This is a genomic window from Pseudomonas sp. GW821-FHT01A09 (assembly GCF_058986725.1).
Genome location: NZ_JBYSWB010000018.1, coordinates 102,525 through 122,704, shown reverse-complemented (window position 1 = coordinate 122,704; position 20,180 = coordinate 102,525). Strand labels below are relative to the sequence as shown.

17 protein-coding genes and 2 pseudogenes are annotated in these 20,180 nt (G+C 61.5%); 9 read left to right on the top strand and 10 right to left on the bottom strand.

Annotation, left to right across the window (positions count from 1 at the left end; all coding sequences use genetic code 11):
- Nucleotides 1-82: 82 nt before the first annotated feature.
- Genes AC3WJP_RS19895 through AC3WJP_RS19880 form a run of 4 tightly spaced genes read left to right on the top strand, consistent with a single transcriptional unit; the run spans nt 83 to nt 5,386 of the window.
- Nucleotides 83-2,605 carry a CS1-pili formation C-terminal domain-containing protein gene (locus AC3WJP_RS19895; RefSeq protein ID WP_493724070.1) on the top strand — a complete coding sequence of 841 codons (2,523 nt, stop codon included), beginning with the start codon at nt 83-85 and terminating at the stop codon, nt 2,603-2,605.
- Nucleotides 2,606-2,623: 18 nt separating this feature from the next.
- On the top strand, nt 2,624-3,862 hold the full coding sequence (locus AC3WJP_RS19890) for a hypothetical protein (protein WP_493724069.1): 1,239 nt from the start codon (nt 2,624-2,626) through the stop codon (nt 3,860-3,862).
- A gap of 30 nt (nt 3,863-3,892) precedes the next feature.
- Nucleotides 3,893-4,624 (top strand): molecular chaperone, encoded by a 732-nt coding sequence (locus AC3WJP_RS19885; protein WP_493724068.1) that lies wholly within the window; start codon nt 3,893-3,895, stop codon nt 4,622-4,624.
- A 24-nt stretch (nt 4,625-4,648) separates the two neighbouring features.
- Complete coding sequence (locus AC3WJP_RS19880) at nt 4,649-5,386, top strand: molecular chaperone (protein ID WP_493724067.1); 738 nt, start codon at nt 4,649-4,651, stop codon at nt 5,384-5,386.
- Nucleotides 5,387-5,392: 6 nt separating this feature from the next.
- On the opposite strand, the gene AC3WJP_RS19875 is transcribed toward AC3WJP_RS19880, so the two are convergent.
- Both AC3WJP_RS19875 and AC3WJP_RS19870 read right to left on the bottom strand, forming a co-directional pair.
- Entirely contained in the window at nt 5,393-5,695 is a 303-nt protein-coding gene (locus tag AC3WJP_RS19875; RefSeq protein ID WP_493724066.1) for a cell division protein ZapA, read from the bottom strand.
- Nucleotides 5,692-5,916, bottom strand: coding sequence for a hypothetical protein (locus AC3WJP_RS19870; protein WP_493724065.1), 225 nt, complete (start codon nt 5,914-5,916; stop codon nt 5,692-5,694). Before AC3WJP_RS19870 ends, AC3WJP_RS19875 begins: the two co-directional genes overlap by 4 nt.
- A gap of 308 nt (nt 5,917-6,224) precedes the next feature.
- Here AC3WJP_RS19870 and AC3WJP_RS19865 point away from each other — a divergent pair.
- Nucleotides 6,225-6,995: pseudogene (locus tag AC3WJP_RS19865) on the top strand (MCP four helix bundle domain-containing protein); the annotation flags it as partial.
- On the top strand, nt 6,978-7,850 hold the full coding sequence (locus AC3WJP_RS19860) for a methyl-accepting chemotaxis protein (protein ID WP_493724073.1): 873 nt from the start codon (nt 6,978-6,980) through the stop codon (nt 7,848-7,850). The pseudogene AC3WJP_RS19865 and the gene AC3WJP_RS19860, both read left to right, overlap by 18 nt.
- Before the next feature lie 261 nt (nt 7,851-8,111).
- Here the strand turns inward: AC3WJP_RS19860 and gbcB are convergent, their stop codons facing one another.
- A complete protein-coding gene (gbcB, locus tag AC3WJP_RS19855) occupies nt 8,112-9,212 on the bottom strand; it encodes a glycine betaine monooxygenase reductase subunit (protein ID WP_493724064.1) in 1,101 nt (366 codons plus the stop codon).
- A gap of 285 nt (nt 9,213-9,497) precedes the next feature.
- On the opposite strand from gbcB, the gene gbca reads away from it, so the two are divergent.
- Nucleotides 9,498-10,793 (top strand): glycine betaine monooxygenase oxygenase subunit, encoded by a 1,296-nt coding sequence (gene gbca, locus AC3WJP_RS19850; RefSeq protein WP_493724063.1) that lies wholly within the window; start codon nt 9,498-9,500, stop codon nt 10,791-10,793.
- Between the two features lie 132 nt (nt 10,794-10,925).
- Here gbca and AC3WJP_RS19845 read toward each other — a convergent pair whose 3' ends face one another.
- From AC3WJP_RS19845 to AC3WJP_RS19835, 3 genes are all read right to left on the bottom strand, one after another.
- Nucleotides 10,926-11,735, bottom strand: coding sequence for an RHS repeat-associated core domain-containing protein (locus AC3WJP_RS19845; RefSeq protein WP_493724062.1), 810 nt, complete (start codon nt 11,733-11,735; stop codon nt 10,926-10,928).
- The gene (locus AC3WJP_RS19840; RefSeq protein ID WP_493724061.1) at nt 11,732-12,526 is read right to left on the bottom strand and encodes an RHS repeat-associated core domain-containing protein; all 795 of its coding nucleotides are present in this window, start codon (nt 12,524-12,526) and stop codon (nt 11,732-11,734) included. The genes AC3WJP_RS19845 and AC3WJP_RS19840 overlap by 4 nt, the downstream gene beginning before the upstream one ends.
- 294 nt (nt 12,527-12,820) lie before the next feature.
- Nucleotides 12,821-13,603 carry an RHS repeat-associated core domain-containing protein gene (locus AC3WJP_RS19835; protein WP_493724060.1) on the bottom strand — a complete coding sequence of 261 codons (783 nt, stop codon included), beginning with the start codon at nt 13,601-13,603 and terminating at the stop codon, nt 12,821-12,823.
- 791 nt (nt 13,604-14,394) lie between these two features.
- Here AC3WJP_RS19835 and AC3WJP_RS19830 point away from each other — a divergent pair.
- Both AC3WJP_RS19830 and AC3WJP_RS19825 read left to right on the top strand, forming a co-directional pair.
- Nucleotides 14,395-14,685, top strand: coding sequence for a DUF3077 domain-containing protein (locus tag AC3WJP_RS19830; RefSeq protein WP_493724059.1), 291 nt, complete (start codon nt 14,395-14,397; stop codon nt 14,683-14,685).
- Between the two features lie 314 nt (nt 14,686-14,999).
- Nucleotides 15,000-17,027 (top strand): acyltransferase family protein, encoded by a 2,028-nt coding sequence (locus AC3WJP_RS19825; protein WP_493724058.1) that lies wholly within the window; start codon nt 15,000-15,002, stop codon nt 17,025-17,027.
- On the opposite strand, the gene AC3WJP_RS19820 is transcribed toward AC3WJP_RS19825, so the two are convergent.
- The 4 genes and pseudogenes from AC3WJP_RS19820 to etfB all read right to left on the bottom strand — a co-directional run bounded on the left by AC3WJP_RS19820 (nt 17,017) and on the right by etfB (nt 20,179).
- Nucleotides 17,017-17,889 (bottom strand): RHS repeat-associated core domain-containing protein, encoded by an 873-nt coding sequence (locus AC3WJP_RS19820; protein WP_493724057.1) that lies wholly within the window; start codon nt 17,887-17,889, stop codon nt 17,017-17,019. The genes AC3WJP_RS19825 and AC3WJP_RS19820 overlap by 11 nt on opposite strands.
- Before the next feature lie 118 nt (nt 17,890-18,007).
- Nucleotides 18,008-18,109, bottom strand: a pseudogene (locus AC3WJP_RS19815) (electron transfer flavoprotein subunit beta); the annotation flags it as partial.
- Between the two features lie 168 nt (nt 18,110-18,277).
- On the bottom strand, nt 18,278-19,081 hold the full coding sequence (locus tag AC3WJP_RS19810; protein WP_493724056.1) for an RHS repeat-associated core domain-containing protein: 804 nt from the start codon (nt 19,079-19,081) through the stop codon (nt 18,278-18,280).
- Between the two features lie 312 nt (nt 19,082-19,393).
- Complete coding sequence (gene etfB / locus AC3WJP_RS19805) at nt 19,394-20,179, bottom strand: electron transfer flavoprotein subunit beta (RefSeq protein ID WP_493724055.1); 786 nt, start codon at nt 20,177-20,179, stop codon at nt 19,394-19,396.
- Nucleotide 20,180 lies beyond the last annotated feature (1 nt).

The window sequence follows — 20,180 nt, the reverse complement described above, 5'->3', positions numbered from 1 at the left end:
CCGCTCTGAGTTGAACCCGTTACCCCGCAACCGCGGCCCGTTGCGGGGCAACGCCTTTGAATACCCCCAACAGGGATCTGCCATGTTCCGTATGACGCCGCTTGCCAGCGCGATAGCCCTGATCGCCTGCGTGGGCCTGCCCGCCGCTGCCTCAGAGACGCCCGCTGCGCGACCGAGTCTGCTGACACAGGCCGAGGGTCTGCCCAAGGAATTCCACGAACACTTTTTCGACGTGCCGCTGGCCGTTCGCGTCATGCTCGACAACAAGGATCTGGGTGAAGCCATGGTGGTGCTGTCCCGCGACGACCGCGTGACCCTGCTCGACTTCACCGACACTCGCAACAGCGACATCGCGCCCGCCGAGCGCGATCTGTGGCGGGACTGGTTGCAGCGAGGCGTCGCATTGGGCGCCTGCCAGATGGCCTGCGACAACGGCGTCCTGGCCGTGCATTACAGTTTGCAGAACTCCGAACTGGCAGTGGTGACCCGCGACGTCGAACGCACCACGGTCGACGCGCAGTTCTACCGACTGCCCGAACACGGCAGCACCGGCATCATGCTGCGCAACCAGCTCAACCTCTCCGGTGGCCAACAGCAGGACATGGGCGGGCGCTACGGGCTGCAAGCCATCGCCAGCCTGGGCCACTGGACGCAGACCGCCAACGTGCAGGCCAACAAGACCGGCGGCCAGTACGGTCAGACCCAATACGCCCTGCACGAGCTGCACACGCAAACCGAAAGCGAAGGCAGCTTCGTGCGCCTGGGTTATTTCATGCCCACCTCCGAGGGCCTCAGCCGCCAGCCGCGCACCTTCGGCGCCAGCCCCGATACCGTCATGGGCGTGATGCTCGGCAGCTCCGACAGCCTCGCCGTCGAGGGCACCAAGGCCGCGGTGTACCCGCTGTACGTCACCGCCAATCGCGAGGCCGTCGTCGAGATCTACCGTGACGGCGTGCTGATCAACACCCAGCAAGTGCAACCCGGCCTGCAGACGCTCGACACCCGGCCATTGCCGGGCGGCATCTACGACGTCGAAGTGCGCCTGCTCGAAGACGGCCAGGAGACCTCCCGCAGTGACGAGCTGGTCTACAAGCCCAACAACTGGCGCAACCCCGACCAACGCTGGCGCTTCAACACCTTCCTGGGCCGCGAGACGCAACTGCTCAGCAGCTGGGCCAAACCACCCGATGCCGGCGAGACCGCAGGCGTAGCCGTCAACTACCTGCTGCACCCGCGCGCCGTGGTCGGCCTGTCGGCGCGCCAGGTCAAAACCCGCAACCAGCTCGGCAGCTCCCTGGACCTCGGCCTGGGCCAGTCCTCCAACCTGTATGCCAACCTCTACAAGACCGAGGACCACGGCACCGGCATGGACGTGCAAGCCCTGCACAATTACGCCAGCGGCAACCTGATCGCCAGCCACAACCGCAGCTGGCTCGACAACCGCAACACCTACGAGACGCTGATCGACGGCACCCAGGTGCGTCAGCGCTATGTGTACAACGGCCCGGTCAGCAGCTCCTCGCTGGCGCTCAACCATCGCCTGAGCTCGACCCACAGCCTCAGCGCGCGCTACGCCTACACCCAGGGGCAGATTCAGGGCTCGGCCATCGACCTCGGTTGGCTGCGCCACGGCCGCCTGTTCGGTAATGCCGCCACCTGGCAGCTCTCGGTGTTCGACCGCCCCGCCAGCATCAGCAGCGGCAACCAGCGCAACCGCGGGGTCGATTTGCGCGTCACCCTCGCCGTCGGCAGCCAGGGCAAAGGCCTCAACGCGAGCATCGGCTCCCGCACCGACCGAGAAGGCAACAGCGACCGCAATGCCAGCATCGGCTACCAGCAACAACTCCACGGCGGCCCGCTCACCAGCGTGTCCGCCACGGCCACCACCGACACCTACGGCGTGGGCCTCAGCGGCTCCGGGCGCTTCGACGCGCAGGTGGCCGAAGGCGATCTGTTCGTACAGCGCTCCTCCTACAACAACGCGCTGACCGGCGCCCTCAACCTCACCAGCAACCTGGTGGTCGGCGGCGGCAAGGTCGCCGTTACCGGCAGCAGCACGCGCCAGGAAGCCGGAATGATCATCGACGTCGAGTCCGACCTGGACGCCATCACCCTGCGCGCCGACGACCTCAGCGGCACCAGCACTGTCCTCAAGCCAGGGCGCAACTTCATCCCCGTGTCGGCCTACCGCGACAGCACCGTGCAGTTCGACTTCCAGGGCAATCATGCCCCCGCCGCGCACATTCAACCGGCGCGCGCGCGCTATCACCTCAACAAGGGCGGCGTGGCCTACAGCCAAGTGCGGGTGACCAAGACCATGACCGTGCTTGGCCGCCTGCTGGACGCCAAAGGCCAACCGATGAAAGGCCAGCACGTGGTCAACCACGCCAGCCGCAGCGTCACCGAGGTGGACGGCTTCTTCTCGCTGGAAATGAGCGAAAGCACGCCGATCTTAGAGGTGCGCAAGAACGACCAGAGCGTATGCGCCTTCACGCTGGACCCCAGCCAGCTGAACCGTGAGAACGACGTGCTGATGGTCGGGGATTTGCGCTGCGTGACGGCGCAAGTGACGAGTGCTACGCCGCCAGTCGAGACGGCTGGCTAACAGACAGGAATGATTGAAGTGAATATTCAAGCAGTGAAAGGGTGGTTGCGTGCGCTGGCAGTGGGATGCGCATTGACGACCGCTGGGCAGGCCATGGCCCTCAATCAGCGCATCACGGCGGAGTTCGTGCCGTCGTTGGCCAACCCCGAGAACAACACCTTCACTAACACCACCACACTCGGCCCCGTGTGCACGAGCAATCCTGCAGCTTGCGACTACAAGGCCAGTCTCTACTTTCCCGGAATTGCCTTTGGGCGGACGATCGTCGCCAACGACCCCGATCCTCGCAAAAGCCTGTACATCAAGCTACCTGCCGACTGGCGCGACATCACCTTGACCCACGCCACAACGGGCGAGACGAGCCAGGTGCAGATGCGCATCACCGGTATCGGCGCGCAATTGTGGCTCTTCCCCGGCGCGACGTACGCGACCGGCATTCCTGACGTGAGGGCGGCCCATAGCGCCTGGTGGAATGGCGGAGGTTTGGACGTGGCTCCGGCGCCGTGCACCAGCAGCTACTATCAGGTCAATAGCGACCTGGCGGTCCAGATGTTCTGGCAGGTACCGAGCGTTGCGCCCTGCGCAAAAAACACCGCTTTCCAAGTAGATGACCTGAGGCTCGACAACTCTGAACTCTTGTACGAAATACGCACGCCAACGCCGCTGAACATGTCCGCAGGCCACTGGGAAGGCAGCACTACCTACTCGGTAGGGCCCCACAGCGACCTCGATTTCGGCGACAACCTGGACTTCTTCTTCTCGACCCTGGACCTGCAGTTCGACCTCACCGTCTCCCATCACCTGCAAGCGGTATTCCCCCCCGGCGCCGACCGCCTTGCCCTGGAGCCGGAGGGCGGGTGGATGCCCTGGCTCAACCGTGGCCGTCGTCCCGAACGCATCCTGCGCGACCAGCCGTTCCAGTTCACCACCTCCGGGCCGGTGAAAATGCGCGTCGAATGCCAGCACGCCATGGGCGTCCATTGCGCGATCCAGAACCCCGACGGCCACAGCGTCCCCGTCGAAACCCGCATCAGCCTGCCCGCCGGCATGCACGCACTGACCGGCGGCCCGGCCAGCCGCATGCTGCTGACCAACAACGATGACGCCATCGCCCCCAACGACCGCTACGTGGCCAACCAGACCGGCACCCTGCATTTTGAAGTCGCCCGCGGCGATGTCGAGACCATGCTGCCGCGCGTTGACACCACCTACTCCGGCAACGTCACAGTGGTGTGGGACTCGTTCCTGATGCCGTGACCGCCAATGAACACTCAATGGACCCGCGCCATGTATAAATTCGCCCTCGCAGTGCTGCTGGTCGCCCTGAACTCGACCGTTCACGCCGCGCCCACGCTCTACATCGGCACCGTCTTCGACTACCTGGACGGCGCCCAGACTAGCTATCGCAAGCGGGTCAACAATATCGGCGACAGCACGGCCTTCGTGCGCGTCAGCCTGTACGAAATCCTCTATGGCGAGGGCGAGCCGCAGGAAATACCCCTGCACGACATTGCCCCGGACAGCCAGCGCGATCGCCCGATCGCCACGCCCTCGCGCCTGATCATCCCGGCCAACGGCATGCAGGCCACTCGCCTGCTGTTCATCGGCGAGCGAGACCGGGAGCGGTACTACCGCGTGCGTTTCGTCCCCGTGGTGCCCGAAAAGGACGATCAATTCGAGCTGCCCGACGCCCAGCGCGAAGCCTACAAGGCGTCGTTGCAGACCGGGATCAACGTGCTGACCGGCTACGGCGGCATCTTTATCGTGCGCCCCGCCCACACCCGCTTCGACACGCGCATCGAGCAAACGGCCACGCGCTACAGCCTGACCAACGCCGGCAACAGCACCGTCGTGCTGGAAGACTTCAAGGACTGTTCAGCGGGCGAGCAACCACTGTGCGAACCCAGCCGCCTGCACCACGTCATGCCCGGCAAGACCTACAGCTTCGACAAAACACCGGGGCGGGTCGTGCACTTCAAGCGCATCGAAGGTGATGCCAGCTATCCCACCCAGGTTTGATACCTTCTGCTACGGACTTCACCCATGCACAGATTCATCTTCGCCGCGCTGCTCAGCGTGCTGGCCCTGCCCGCCCAGGCCGGCCCCAACATCAACGTCGGAAATATTTTCGACTACCTCGACGGTGCGCAATCCACCTACCTCAAACGCATCTACAACAGCGGCGACAGCACCGCATTCGTGCGGGTGAACATCTCGGAGATCCTCTACGCCGCCGACGGCAGCCGCCGCGAAATCCCCCTCGACAACACTGGCCCGATTCAGCAGCGCAGCGGCCTGGTGGCCAGCCCCGCGCGGCTGATCATTCCAGCGGGCGGCATGCAGGCGACCCGCCTGCTGTACATCGGCGAGCGGGATCGGGAGCGTTATTACCGGGTGCGGTATGTGCCGGTGATGCCGGAGAAGGAAGATCAGTTCGCGGTGTCCGAACAGGAGCGCGAAGCCTACAAGGAGAGCCTCAGCGCGGGCGTCAACATCATGGCCAGCTACGGCGCGATCTTTTTCGTACGCCCCACCGCCACGCACTTCGATACCCGCACCGAGCAAAGCGCCAGTCGCTACAGCGTGCACAACGCCGGCAATAGCACGGTGACGCTCGACCACTTTCGCGATTGCTCAGCCAGGGATGAACGCGACTGCGCGGCCACGCGCCTGCACCATGTGATGCCGGGCAAGACCTACGCGTTCGACAAGGTGCCGGGGCGGGTGTATCGCTTCAACCTGACGCAAGGCAGCGAGCACCGCCCGATGCATGTTGATTAAGGGGGATCAGTCCCGATCCAGGCGCCGCGCCACCGCCTCGACGGTGGCCTCCACCTGCGCTTGATAGCGCAACAGTGTCGCCGCGTGCTCACGCTCCAGCTCCTGCTGCCGGGAGCACAGGTTCATGGCCGTCAGCACCAGCAATTTATCGCCCACCAGCGTCGGGTATTTGCGCTTGGTGTCGGCCAGGGTGGCCTTGAGCAGTTCGGCGGCATCGACGATCGCCTGGGCCTCCACGGCTGGCGCCTTGATCGAATAGTCGTTGCCGAGGATTGAAATGACCTTGACCGTCTCTGCCGCGCCACTCATGCGTTGACCGCGCTCGCCCGCTCGACCAGCGCCTGGATGCGCGCAGCGGCGATGCCATGCTGCTCTTCCTGCTCGAGCAGATTGAGCTGCAGCGTCTCGTTTTCGTCCCGGCTGGAACGCAGCTCGGCGGTCAATTGGCGGTTGCTCGCCTGCAGTTGGAGGTTTTGCTCGACGAGTTCGCCGACCAGGGTTTCAAGTTGACTGAGAGATGATTCCAACATTTTGATTTCTCTAGAATTAATGGGTGGCACACGATAAGGAAAAAGGCCTTTGCAGGCCAGGCAAACCACCGCTTTGCAGATGAATTTAGTGACAGGTGATGTCGACGATACACAACCAGGAAGCCGCCCCATGGACTCGACTGTGCCCTTTGGGTTCCCCAAGTGCGTCAACGTCAGACCAATGGGTAATTGCACAATAGTGGCGCCGTTCGGCTGATGCGCCTCAAGAGTTGCCCGTTCCTGACGATAGCCCTGTCATCGCTTTCTCTTACTTCGCACGGATCGCCTCTCCCCCCGGTACTGCCCCCATGTCTCTACGCTCCATGAATATCGCGGCCCGCTCGCTGCTCGGCTTCGCTTTGATCGGCATTTTGATGATCGTCCTCGGCGTATTCGCCCTCAGCCAGATGAGCAAGATTCGCTCGGCCGGCGTCGAGATCGAAAGCAACAGCTTGCCCAGCATCACCAGTCTCGATGACTTCACCCAACTGACGCTGCGCCTGCGCGTGCTGTCCTACCGCTTGTTGCTCAACCGCGAGCCGGACATTCAGCAAAAGACCGTGCAACTCTTCGAACTGCGTAACGAGCAGATCGCCAAGGCCCAGGCCAAGTACGAAAAACTCCTCGGCGGCCCTGAAGAACGGGCGACCTACGAAGAATACAAGCGCCTGCTGGGCCAATACCGTCAGCTCGAAAGCAAGATGAAGGCGTTGTCCGCTGCCGGTCAGGTCGAAGAGCTGCGCAACATGCTCAACACCGACATGCTGGCCAACTCCGAGCAGGTCAACGTGGTGCTCGACAAGCTGGTGAAGATCAACACCCAGCAAACCGCCGACACCAACAAGGCCGCCGGCGACCAATACGACTCGGCTTTCACCTTGGTGCTGGTGATGCTGGCCGTCGCCACCTTGATGACCTTCCTGTTCGCCTGGCTGCTGACCCGCAGCATCACCCAGCCGATCAACCAGGCCGTGAGCGCCGCCGAAGAAATCGCCGAGGGCAACCTGACCCGGCCGATCCACATCGAAGGCAACGACGAAGCCGCGCGCCTGCTGACCGCCATGCAGAAGATGCAGGACAAACTGCGTGACACCCTGCAGCGTATTTCCGGCTCGGCCACGCAATTGGCCTCGGCTGCCGAAGAGCTCAACAGCGTCACCGACGAAAGCGCCCGTGGCCTGGTGCAGCAGAACAACGAAATCGAACAGGCCGCCACGGCGGTCAACGAGATGACCAGCGCCGTGGAAGAAGTTGCACGCAACGCCGTGAGCACTTCCGAAGCCTCCCGCGAAGCCACCAATTCGGTAGGCGACGGTCGCGACCTGGTCATGGAAACCGTCGGTGCCATCGAGCGCATGAGCGCTGACGTGCAGAGCACTTCGGAGCTGATCGGCAACCTGGCGGAAGAATCTCGCGACATCGGCAAGGTCCTTGACGTGATCCGCGGCCTGGCCGACCAGACCAACCTGCTGGCCCTCAACGCCGCCATCGAAGCCGCCCGAGCCGGTGAGGCCGGTCGTGGTTTCGCCGTGGTCGCCGATGAAGTGCGGGCCCTGGCCCATCGCACTCAGCAGTCGACCAGCGAGATCGAACGCATGATCGGCAGCATCCAGGGCGGCACCGAGAAGGCCGTCGGCTCGATGCGCAACAGCACCGAGCGGGCCGAATCGACCCTCAACATCGCCAAGGGCGCGGGGCTGGCGCTAGACACCATCAACGGCGCGGTGCAGCAGATCAACGAGCGTAACCTGGTGATCGCCAGCGCGGCAGAAGAGCAGGCGCAGGTCGCTCGTGAAGTGGACCGTAATCTGGTGAACATTCGGGACTTGTCGGTGCAATCGGCCGCCGGTGCCAATCAGACCACCGCCGCCAGCAACGAGCTGGCGCGCTTGGCGGTGGATTTGAACGGGATGGTGGCGCGGTTCAAGGTGTGATCGAGAGTTGGCGGTGAGCCTCGAGGATCATCGCCGTGCTTGCGGGCCTCTTCGCGGGCAAGCCCGGCTCCCACAATGGATAGCCGTACGCCTGTGGGAGCAAGGCTTGCCCGCGAAGGGGCCGGTGCTGCCGACACGAAAATCAGTGCGTCAATCCCCAGCAAGCGCCCACAGCTGCAAGGCTCGCTGGCTGTACACCCTCGGCGCGGCTGGCCCTGTGGGAGCAAAGCTTGCTCGCGAAGGGGCCACCACGGACCCGGATCAATACTCGATCCGCACATCCCCCTTCGGCACGCTGCAGCACGACAGGATGTAGCCCTCGGCTTCGTCTTCCTCGGTAATGCCGCCGTTGTGGTCCATCTCCACTTCGCCACCCAGCTTCAGCACCTTGCAGGTCCCGCAGATCCCCATGCCGCAGGCCTTGGGGATCATCATGCCGAGCTTGGCCGCCGCCGCATGCACGGTCTCGCCCGGTGCCACGCGGATGCTCTTGCCGGAACTGGTGAACTCCACCTGATGCAGCTCGCCTTGCGCCACTTCCGGCGCATCGGCGGCCTGCTCCGCTTGCTCCACCGCATCGGCACGGGCCTCGGGCGGCGTCGCCCCGAAGGACTCCTCGTGGTAGCGAGTCATGTCGTAGCCGCAGTTCTGCAGCAGGTTCTTCACCGCATTCATATAGGGCGTCGGCCCGCAGCAGTAGATCTCGCGCTCCATGAAGTCCGACGCGATCAACTCCAGCAGCTTGTGGTTCAGGTACCCGCGATAGCCGGCCCACGGCTCGCCCAGGCCGTGTTTTTCGCAAATCAGGTGCAGGCTGAAGTTGTCGATCCGCGACGCCATGTGCTCCAGCTCGCGGTGATAGATGATGTCCTTCGGCGAGCGGGCGCTATGCACGAACACCATGTCGACATTGGCGTTGGTGTCGTAGAACCACCGCGCCATGGACATCACCGGCGTGATCCCCACGCCGCCGCTGAGGTACAGCACCTTGGGGCTGGGGAAGTCGATGGCGTTGAACAGCCCCACCGGCCCGTGCACCGCCAGCTCCTGGCCCTCGTGCAGGTTGTCGTGCAGCCAGTTGGACACCTTGCCCCCCGGCACGCGCTTGATGGTCACCGAAAAACTGTAAGGCACCGACGGCGCGCTGGAGATGGTGTACGAGCGCATGATCGGCTGGCCTTCGATTTCCAGCTCCAGGGTGACGAACTGCCCGGGCTTGAAGAAGAACATGATCGGCTGGTCGGCCATGAAACAGAAGGTGCGCACGTCCCAGGTTTCCTGGATGACTTTGACGCAACGGACAATATGTCGACCATTGGCCCAGGTCTGGGTGGTTACCGGGTTCAGGAAGCTGTTGGACATGCTGATCTCCACGGCCGACTGTCGGCCTTCATGGGAGCGATAATGGAGGCGCCGCCGACGAATGACTTTTCTATCTGCGACATTCACATGCTTATGGCGACCAGCCCCATCGGGCAAGGGCTAGGGCGTCGGGAACAGATTTGGCCATGTCGCCCATGGATAAGGATCATCATGCGCTCAGTCGCACACTCCACGGCAACCGAATCTGCTTTCATCAGCCTTGCGCAGCACACCGTAATAGCCACTTTTTCGACGGCCACACCGCATGGCCATGAGGATCGATCGATGGACGTCACCGCAAAAATCAGCCTGGGCGATCCGCTGGAACCCGCACGCAAGGCTACCGCCGAAATGCTGCAGACCCGCGAGCGGACTTTTTCGCTGCCGCAGCCTTTCTATAACGACGAACGGGTGTTCGAGATCGACATGCAGGAGATCTTCCACAAGGAGTGGCTGATCGCCGGGATGACCAGCGAAATCCCGACCAAGGGTAACTTCATCACCCTGCAGATCGGCAAGAACCCGATCATCGTGGTGCGCGGCGCCGAAGGCAAAGTCCATGCGTTCCACAACGTCTGCCGCCACCGCGGCTCGCGCCTGTGCACCGCCGCCAAGGGCAAGGTCGCCAAGCTGGTGTGCGGTTACCACCAGTGGACCTACGAGCTCGACGGCCGCCTGCTGTTCGCTGGCACCGAAATGGGCGCCGACTTCGACATGAAGCAATACGGCCTCAAGCCCGTGCACGTGAAGACCTCCGGCGGCTACATCTTCATCAGCCTGGCCGAGAACCCGCCGGCCATCGACAACTTCCTCAGTACGCTCGACCACTACATGGAACCGTACGAGATGGAAAACACCAAGGTGGCGGTGCAAACCACCCTGGTGGAAAAAGCCAACTGGAAGCTTGTGCTCGAAAACAACCGCGAGTGCTACCACTGCGGCGGCTCGCACCCTGAGTTGCTGAAAACCCTGCTCGAATGGGACGACGTCACCGACCCGCGCGCCGACCAGGCGTTCAAGGACCACGTGGCTGCCTCCGCCGCCGCCTGGGAAGCCGAGAAGATCCCTTACGCCCACGCCAGCTTCGGCCTGCGCAACCGTATCGTGCGCATGCCGCTGCTCAAGGGCACCGTGTCGATGACCATGGACGGCCAGGTTGGCTGCAAGAAACTCATGGGCCGCATCAAGAACCCGGACCTGGGCTCAATGCGCATCCTGCACCTGCCGCACTCCTGGAACCACTGCATGGGCGACCACATCATCGTCTTCACGGTGTGGCCGATCAGCGCGCAGGAAACCATCGTCACCACCAAATGGCTGGTGCACAAGGACGCCGTCGAAGGCGTGGACTACGACGTCGAGCGCATGCGTCAGGTGTGGGACGCCACCAATGACCAGGACCGTCGTTTGGCCGAAGAGAACCAGCAGGGCATCAACTCCACCGCGTACCAGCCCGGGCCTTACTCCAAGACGTATGAGTTCGGGGTGGTGAATTTCATCGACTGGTACAGCGAGCGGGTGCTGGCGAATCTGGGGGCTGAACCGGCGCCGTATCTGAAAGGGGTGGCGGTGCACGAGTAACGGGGAGTGCCACAGGCAGATGGGAGTTAGGTCTGCCTGTGGTGCTTAATGATGCTGTCTGTTGTGCCTGCACGCTTATTCAAGCGTGCTCGCTGAACCTGTATCTGCTGGAGTGCTTATGTTGCTAAGTCATCAGCCACGAATCTGAATTGAGCTGATCTGTGCATCACTCAGACTTCCCGCACGAGGGAAGCCCCAATAGTTGCCACGCGCTTGTTCCAGGACGTTCAGCCCTCTTGATAGCCTGGAAAGCCCAGCCCCAGCGACTTCGTAAATAATCGGCAGGCCATAGCCAAGCGCGGCACGAGCCCTGTTCACTACTTGTGCGACGTTCGAGCCCAAAGCGACGCCAGTTGGAGGACCAGCCACTAACATCACTGCGGTGTATAGGCCCGGATTCGCTATCGCAGCCCCAAACAACACGCTCGTGCTGAAGGTTGATACGGCAATTACCTCATCGAGTCCTTCTATAGCTTCTTCAAGGGAACCGTATTGCACCGGTCTAACAAAGTTTTGAACATAGTCTGAAACGTCCCTTGCCACTTTTCTCACTCCGTTGACCAACCCGCCTATGATCTCCCTGACAAACTGCCCCGTCGGATCCTCATAATTGACCGGGTCGCCCAGGCAATAGGCATACGCGTTCAAGCCGCCCTTACCAAATGGGCTCAGCCGATCCGGGGTGTGGAAGCGCTGTAGCATCGGGTTATATACTCGATGGCCGTGCCCGAGGTCATACCACTCAGTAAGCGGTTCGACGCGCTGACCATTAAAACCGACCGCAGAGGCAATCGTGTGCAGCCTTCTCCACCCATAAGGTCCGTACGTAGCAGAGGAGACGGCGCCTTCTCGCCGAAACGTTTTTACCACCGAGTTTCGCCGATCACAAAGCAACATGAAGTTCGAATTAACTGGCATGGCTGCACTCCTGAAATGGTTCATGCAAATTGGCCCTTTCTGATTTCAGACACCGAACTGGAAAACGGTGCCCGAGGCATTTGGCCCAAGAATGAAAAATTTAGCCTATCAAGATGCCAATTCACCTTGAACCCGACACGCGCCTTCACCCCTTTCCACACGTAGCCCCATGGATCAGGCTGTTTCTTGATGAAGCGTACACCTGCCGTCACTGCCATAGCGCTCCCTGCAAAGGTCATCAACGAGCCAAAGGCCGACACGTATCGCCCCTCCGGTTCGCCCGCGAGCTGAAGGCTCCCCCCTATCACCATGGCCAAGCTGCCAACCAACGCGGTGTTCAACCCTCGCTTGGCCAGTGGCGTCAGCGCAACCGAGGCGTTGGGGTGAAATGTCTTCACGCCGCCCACTACGTTGGCGGTCCCTACTATCGCGCCGGTCATAATCGACAGTAACGCCACGACTTTCGGGTCCAGTTGAGGAAACAGCAGGTCCAGAAACCGGCCGCTGGCGTCGGTGAAATTCACGGGGTCGCCCTGGCAATAGGCGTACGTGTTCAAGCCGCCCTCGGCGAAAGGGGAAAAGACGTCGGGTTTGTGGAAGCGCATCAGCACCGGGCTGTAAACCCGATACCCGTGGCCCAAGAGGTAAACGCCCAGGATCGGCTCGACGCGCTGGCCGGTAAACCCCAACGCGGGCATCGCGCAAGCCCTGCGGCGCACCCCGTGGGGGCTGTAGGCGATCGATGGGCAACCGGGTATCCCAAACACGCTGCGTCGGGCATCGGTCATCAGCAATTGAGTCGATCGGTTGGTCATGAGGCATCCTCCCTATCTCCTCATTGTGAGACGTCCGCACACAACGCGAACCTAGCAGTTCTTGCAGGTTGCGTTTTGCCTGGGGTCAACCCACGTACAGCTGCCACCCGATTCGATTGCGCGCGAACTGGCCGGCGCTGAGCGGGTGCCGTATTTGAAAAGGGTGACGGTGCACGAGTAGGCTGGATGTATCACAGGCAGATGAGGGGCAGGTCTGCCTGCGGTATTTCATAACGACTTCCAACGCCTCTGCACGTTTATGCCGAGCGACGGAATTGATAAGTAAATCCGCGATCATACCTGGCGAATAGCAAGGGCATTAAGTGAGTGCCTCGATGTACTTGACGGATCCCGCAAACCCCAATAGTTCGCTCGCGTTTGATTCAAAACGTCCAATCCTCGTGATACTCTCGACACCCCTGCCTGAATGGTCTCTTGAATATTCAATGCGTTATAAAAAAGCACAGGAGCATTCCTGGTGAACGCCGAAATAGACCGCAAGCTCAAAGCGACCGTTTCCATAGTAATGCCAATGAATGCAAATGGGGGGGACGCCGTCAAGAGAAAGCCTCCGACCGCTGCATTTCTGTTAAATTCAAATACTGCTGCTAAGTCATCTAGATGATCTAAAAAATTTGCATCGTTCAGGCTTAGAAGCCATCTGTTGTAGCGGTGAAGATAGGCATCGATAGTCCCCACCGTTTCTCTCACCTTACTGACCACCCCAGCCACTATTTGCCTGACAAATTGCCCTGTTGGATCCTCATAGTTAACCGGGTCTCCAAGGCAATAGGCATACGCATTCAATCCGCCCTTACCGAATGGGCTCAGGTGATCCGGGCTATGGAAGCGCTGTAGCATCGGGTTATACACTCGATGGCCATGTCCCAAAAGGTACCAGCCGGTCAGCGACTCGGCGCGTTGACCGTTAAAGCCGATAACGGGGGCCATTGCTCGCGGCGGCCTCCCTCCATAAGCACTGTAGGCAACAGAGATGACGGACCCTCCTTGCCCAAAACTTTTAATAACTGAATTACGGCGCTCGCAAAGCAACACTGAGTTTAAATGAGTTGGCATGATCACTCTCCCGCAAAACGTCAACGTAGCAGTTTGCTGAGGATACCGAACCTAGTAGATCTTGCAGGTTGACAAATAAATATCAACGGCGCACGGTGGGATTACGGCTGCAAAACTTAATTTGTGCTGAGCGGGAACTTGATTAATCTTCTGCTCGCCATAAGGAGCCCCAATAGCTTCCAAACTCCTGACTCCTGAAAGCTACGCCTTACAATACTGCCGCAGAGAGGGGGGCTCGAGGCGGCCACTACCTGGGTGTTATTTATAATCGAGTGCCAGTGCAAATATCACTGGCCCGCATACATTGCTAAGTGCCAGCACTGCGCCTAAGGTGCCGCGCACCGCGTGGGGCTGTAGGCGATCGAGGGGCAACGCGGTATTCCAAGCACGCTGCGTCGGGCATCGGTCATCAGCAATTAAGTCGATCGGTTGGTCATGGGGCATCCTCCCTATCTTGTTATTGTGAAACGTCCGCGTACAACGCGAACCTGGCAGTTCTTGCAGGTTGCGTTTTGCCTGCGGTTGCATGCCGAACGGGGCGTAGGTATCGTTCGCCAGCCGCTGCCAATTCAGCGGCCGGATTTGACCGTCCGACCAACAACTCAGCAACTGCCCCCACGATTGCTCGGCGTCCCCATGCCCGGCATTCCGCTTTATGGCGGCTGTGCGCGGGACACCTTCGGGTGTGCCGGGTTTGCTCCGTTGTCCCGGTCGGTCAACCCGCGTACAGCTGCCACCTGATTCGATTGACCGCGAACTGTGGCAGCTCCTGAAAACAACTGGAGTTCCACATGACTGCACCTACGCCAAGCACCACCCCCGGCGCCGCCACCTTCGGCAGCTGCAACCTGCAAAACCAGCGTCTGTTCCGCCTCAACCCTGGCCTCTGCACCGAGGACGCCCTCGAACACGCCTCGGTTCTGATGGGCTGCGCCAACACCCTCACGCGCCTCAGCGGGCTGGAACACGACAGCAGCACCCTGGCCTGGGCCGCCCACTACCTCGGCGACATGGCCAAGGCGATCATTGATGATGTGGCGCTGGGGATGCAGCCCAGCGCACATAAGTCTATGCCGCAATAGCCGTTGATTCAGCGCCGTAAATAGCAGAACATCGACCGCGCTTTGCGCCGTACCCAGGGTGGTTTCAGGGATCTTCGGATCGCACCCCGTTACGGGTCTCCCCGTTCGCCGAGCGCGAGGTAACAACGTCCTGCCCTGTCGCATTGTTCGCCAATGCGATGGCTGAGACCCCCTCCTAGAGAGGGGGTCGCCGCTTCTGCTGCTTATCTTTCATCCTCGCCAAGAAACTGAAATATCCCGCAACCCAATCCCCCTGCCGCTCTCTCGTCCATTGCCCTAAGGTCGCCCCTCCAAGAACCAGCGAAGGGCCACCCATGTATTCCCCCTCTCCCTCGATCTCATCGTCCCAGCCAGGCGCCCACGGCTATCTGCCCGGCATCGACGGCCTGCGCGCCATCGCGGTGTTGAGCGTGATCGTCTTCCATCTCGACTTTTTGCAGCTGCTGCCGGGAGGCTTTACCGGGGTCGACATGTTCTTCGTCATCTCCGGCTACGTGATCAGCCGCGCGCTGGCCGAGCGTACGCACCTGGGTTTAGGCGCCTATTTGCTGGACTTCTACCGTCGTCGTTTGCTGCGCCTGCTGCCGGCGTTGCTGGTGGTGCTGCTGGTGAGCTTCGTGGTCTCGGCGCTGTTCGTGCCACAGGTGTGGCTGAGCAACCAGAACGACCAGACCGGCCTGGCGGCCATCGTCGGCTTGAGCAATTTCACCCTGGCGAGCAACACCAACCCCTACTTCTCGCCCCGGGCCGAGCTCAACCCGTTTCTGCACACCTGGTCGCTGGGGGTCGAGGAGCAGTTCTATCTGCTGTTCCCGGCGATTTATTTTTTATACCGCCGTTGTAGGACGCATCTGAAATTGGCCTGGGCCGTGCTGCCGACCCTTGCGCTGGCGTCGCTGATCGTCAGTGGCGTGCAAACGAGTAACGATCCGCTGTCGGCGTTCTACCTGCTGCCCAGTCGATTCTGGGAGCTGGCCGCAGGCGCCCTGCTGTTTCAAGCGCTGGGCAGCAAGACGCTGACCGCGCGCGGCGGCTGGCTGGCGCAGGTGTTGCTGGTGGTAGGGCTCGCACTGGTGATCAGCGGCTTCATGCTCGCCGAACGCAGGTGGTTCCCCTTCCCGTGGGCGCTGGTGACCGTCACCGGCACGCTGTTGCTGATCGCCGCCGTGGTACTCAAGCCCGCCGCCAGCCCATCACCACTGCACACCTTGCTGCAATCGCCGCCCATGACCTACCTCGGCCGGCTGTCCTACTCGCTGTATCTGTGGCACTGGCCGGTGGCGGTGTTCCTGCGCTGGACGACGGGCCTGGAATCGCTGGAGGTGCAAGTGGTCTATCCCTTTATTGTACTGACGCTGGCGGCGGCTTCTTATCACTGGATCGAAACCCCGATCCGCACCGGCCGCTCGATCCTGCAGCGCAACGCCTGGCTTACCATCACTGCCAGCCTCGCAGCCGTCGGCGCTGGCTGGCTCTCGGCCCTGTGGATAACCCATAACACCGAACAGCTCTCGCTCACGCAAACCCGTGACAGCTATCTCTGGCACGCTTACAAACACTACCCCCGCGAGCCCGTCGAGCCGCTGGAAGACCCCGAAATCGAAGGCCGCCAGCTGTTCGTGCTAGGTGACTCCCATACCGCGGCCTATCGCACCCTGCTCAAGCTCGTGGAGCTGCGCCTTGGCGTGCAGGTGCGTGAATACGAGCAAGGCGGCTGCGCGGTGGTGAGCCTGATCGGTGCCGATCCGCAGGACTGCGCCGACGAGCGCGAGGCCGCACTGGCCGATATCGAGGCGCGGGCCAATCCGGGGGACATCGTATGGCTGGCCTCTCTGCGCATGCCCGAGCTGGCCGGGCGTGACTGGGCGGCGGGAGAGCAAGCGGCCTGGTCGCAAGCGCTGGCCGAGATCGATACCGAGCAAGCCAGCCGCGCAGCCCATGCCATGCTGACCCGCTTGCAAGCGACCCAGGTACATATTCTGATCGACGCACCCAAACCGCTGTTCAAGGCGCCGCCCAATCGATGCAGCGACTGGTTCAACCACATGAACCCGATCTGCGCCCCCGGCCTGACGGTGGAGCGCACCCAGCTCGAACGGCTGCGTGCGCCGCAGATGCAGCTGCTGGCGGCCTTGCAAATTGAATACCCGAGCCTCCACGTGTGGGACCCGCTGCCACTGCTGTGCCCCTACTCGGCCTGCTCGGCGTACGCCAGAGACGGCAAACCGCTGTACAACGATGCGGACCACTTGAGTGGGCAGGGCAACCGGGTGCTGGAGAGCAGTATCAGCCAGGCGTTGCTGGATATCTGGCACGGGGTGGCGCCCAGGATCAAACCGTAGTACCCCGAACTTGCGCAGACGCGGTGGACGCGCGCGATGGAGAGGGTGAGCGGGAGGGAGTACTGCTCGAGGGTATGCGCACAGCAAACGAACTGCTTGGGGTCTGCGCTAAGCCGAAGCTCACCATCGGTATCGAATTCCGATCAGACGCAATTACATCACTGCCTCTGCGCGAACGAGAGAAATCGAACGTCTCCTTGAAGCCTGCGACGAAGGTCTTCCAGCGCCCCGACTGTTTCATAAAGCGGCGTAGACGAGCACCGAAGCCCATCCCGCTGATCAGCACACTGCCTCCTGCGGTGACAGTCCCGGCAAACTTCAACTCGTCATTCTTGGCGATCAGCCCGGCAGTCGTCTCGCCGATCGACATCACGCCAAACCCCATGGTGCCGATCAATGCCAGCTTTTCAACGCGCGTCACTGTACCGGGCGTCGTGGTTGCGACGGTCAACACCGCCGCCATGACTGAAAAAATATCATAGAGCAGCGCCAGCGCTGGCACGACGTACTCCGTAAGCGTGTTGTCCATCCACTCTATCTGCGCACCGCTAGGGTCGCGGTAGTTGAGCGGGTCGCCCTGGCAATAACTATATGCGTTGAACCCGCCGGCACCGAAGGGCGAGAGGTTGTCAGGCTCATGAAAGCGCCGCAGCAACGGGTTATATACCCGCCGCCCGTGCCCCAGATGATAACGACCGGTCAGCGGCTCGACCCGCTGTCCATTGAACCCCAGCGCCGAGCCACCGGCCTGGCGCCATCCGAAACAATCATGGGCCGGCAACGGCGAAGCGCCTGGGCCTATGGCCTGCAGCACCGAGTGCTGGGCGTTGGTGACCTGCAAATGGGTCGAGCGAAGGGTCATTGTCTGCATCTCCAAAAGCCCCACTCTAGAGCCCATGCGCCGGTGGCGAAACTGACAGTTCTTGCAGCTAGCCAGACACTGGATTTTGCGGCAGGGTGTGCGCCGCTCGACGCTCCCCTCACTCCTCCACCAGAAACCCGAGAAGCGCCGCCGCGCCCTCCTCGGCGCTCACCCCCTTTAGGACCTGCCCGCCGCCACTGCAGGTTTTGGCCGTGCGCGCAGGGTAGGCTCATCCCAATCGCGGCTCCGACTGGTCCGATAAAATGTACCCGGTAGAGTGAGCACGGCAATCGGGCTATGGAGCGCAACTTCACCAAGGCGCTGATGAGTATCTGGCGAGACATATAATTTGCCTTCAACAAGATGAATGACGAGTTGGCAAACTATATTAAGTGGCGAATCTTATGACCTTGCTACCGGTAGAAGCCTTCGCTGGCAGACTGGACAAGCGAACATGTGGTAACTCACGGGATTCTGGAATGGAGATTGAAACTCTTTGAGAGGGAACTACTACGACATTGTTCAACAGGTCGTCCGACACACTCGGAATTCGCATACGCTGGCGAACAATATGCGTTAATCGACTCCCTTTCACAGCCTGTAACGCCCCATGTGCCGCCCTGATACCATTCCCAAGGCCGACCAATGCCATGCCAGCGGTCAACACTACTTCACTGGCGGCAGAGTAACCTGCATATCCCAAGGCTGCCCCCGAAGTTGTGCCAGCATATCCAATGTCAGACGCCAGGGCAGCATAGCCCAACACGCCCCTCGGTCGTGAACGGAGCAAGCTTTCACTAAGATTTTCTGCATGACTCGCGAGGTTACCTGCAATATCGATAAAATCAGCAAATCTCGCAATAGACCGGCCCGTGGGATCGCCATGATTAACGGGATCTCCCAAACAATAAACATAGGTGTTCAACCCGCCTTCTTCGAAGGGACTCAACCGGTCGGGACCATGAAATCTCATAAGAGCCGGGTTGTAGACTCGATGGCCATGCCCCAAGTAATACCACTGTGTGAATGGCTCGGCGCGTTGGCCGTTGAAGCCAAGCGCAGGGGCAACCGCAGTCGGTTTGCGCCAACCATGGCAGGTATAGGCAACGCCACGGCGCACTGATTCGTCCGAGCTTTGCAGCAAGGTGTTACGGGCATCGCAGATCCAAAGCGTGTGGGATCGAATTACCATGGCCGACCTCCTCAGTACTCATTCTTTTTAGATTAGGGTAATTCCGGCGCCCCCCGCACCTATCAGATATGAGAGTAGACAACGCGACTCCGGGCACCGTACGAACACCAAGAGACTACCCGCTTGGACACCCCAGCTCCCGCCGGAGAATGGGCTGATGGGTACATAGGCGTTCTCGCGCCGGGAAATTCAGCTTGGTCCCGACACCGCCTTAACTCGCCGGCCAGATTCATGCCTCTGGAGGTGCACCGCGTCGCTCTTCAGCCCCGTCCCCCTAGGCCGCAGCGCCGCGCCGGATACCATCGCAGGTCATTACTGGCGCACCACCCCCTCCTCCACCAGCAACTTGAGAATCGCCGCCGCGCCCTCCTCGGCGCTTACCCCCTTGAGCACCTGCCCGCCGCCACCGCTGGCTTTGGCCGTGGCGGCTTTCATGCGGTCCGCGCCGCTCTTGGCCTTGATAACCTTCAAGCGCTTGGGCCGCGGTTTGGCCGGTTGCAGCTCGGCGCTGGCGAGCAGTTCGTCGTCGACGATTTCCACGTCATCCACGGCAAAGGTCCCGCGCTGGGCCGGGCCGTAAGCGCTTTGCCGTGGCTTGGGCGCCGCGTTGTCGACCGTGGCCAGCATCGGCAAGCGCACCTTCAGGCGCCGCCGTTGCCCGCGAGGCAAGGCTTGCAGCACCAGGGCCACGCCGTTGTCGATGGACTCGACCTCGGCCAGCCCGACGATCACCGGCCAGCCCAATTGCTCGGCCAGCAGAAACGGCAACATGCCCGAGCCTTCGCCGGTTTCTGCCTGAGTGCCTGTGAGCACCAGCTGGGCGCCGGCGTTGCGCAGGTAGTCCGCCAGTGCTGGCAAGGCGTCGCTGCCGGGCGGATTTTCCAGTACGTGCAAACGCTCCAGGCCCATGCCCATGTAGGCGCGCAGGGCGGGCTCGTTGGCGTCGCCGGCGTGCAGTACGCGCAGGTTGGCGCCCGCTAGCTGCAGGCCCATCTCCACCGCGCGAGCATCCTGCTCGGCACGCCTCGCGCGGCCCGAGGTCGGGTGGGCGCCGATGGAGACCAGGCTGATGACCTTGGTATCAAGTGCACTGTTCAAA